The following is a 450-nucleotide window of genomic DNA, read 5'->3' on the forward strand; positions in this document are numbered from 1 at the left end:
AGCGCTACAGCGGCTTGATGGAACCGGGCACGATTTTCGCGCCAAAGTCCCGCATCATGCTCTGCACGAAGGGGGCGTCAAAAATAATCTTTTCGGCGGCCAGTTGCTTCTCATCCGATGCCAGCATATTGCGCCGTGCCGGGCAGTCATTGACACGGCCAATCTCCACCACCAGCTTCACGTCATGCCCCGCAGCTTTCAGGGCTGTGGTGAGGCGGTCCCGGCTACCAGCCTGGTTCAGCGATTCACGCTCCACGCGCAAAATCCACTGGTCGGTATCCCGCGCCACCAGCTGGGACTGCAGGGCCAACTCACGCACCAGGGCGTTGATGGCTTCCGCCTTGATAAGCTGCTGCACGGTGGCGTGCCAAAAGTCGCCCTCTTCGGTGGGCACCAGCGCATGGGGCACCTGTTGGGCGGTGACATCGGCACGTGATTCCACTTGGGTGC

At 61.6% G+C, this 450-nt stretch carries 1 protein-coding gene; it reads right to left on the reverse strand.

Annotated elements, in window-relative coordinates:
* Positions 1-4: 4 nt before the first annotated feature.
* A partial coding sequence (locus AC097P_RS24250) for a DNA polymerase III subunit gamma/tau C-terminal domain-containing protein (RefSeq protein WP_479612979.1) occupies positions 5-450 on the reverse strand: 446 nt, incomplete at its 5' end.

The sequence above is a fragment of the Rhodoferax sp. ZS1R8 genome (genome assembly GCF_056521325.1).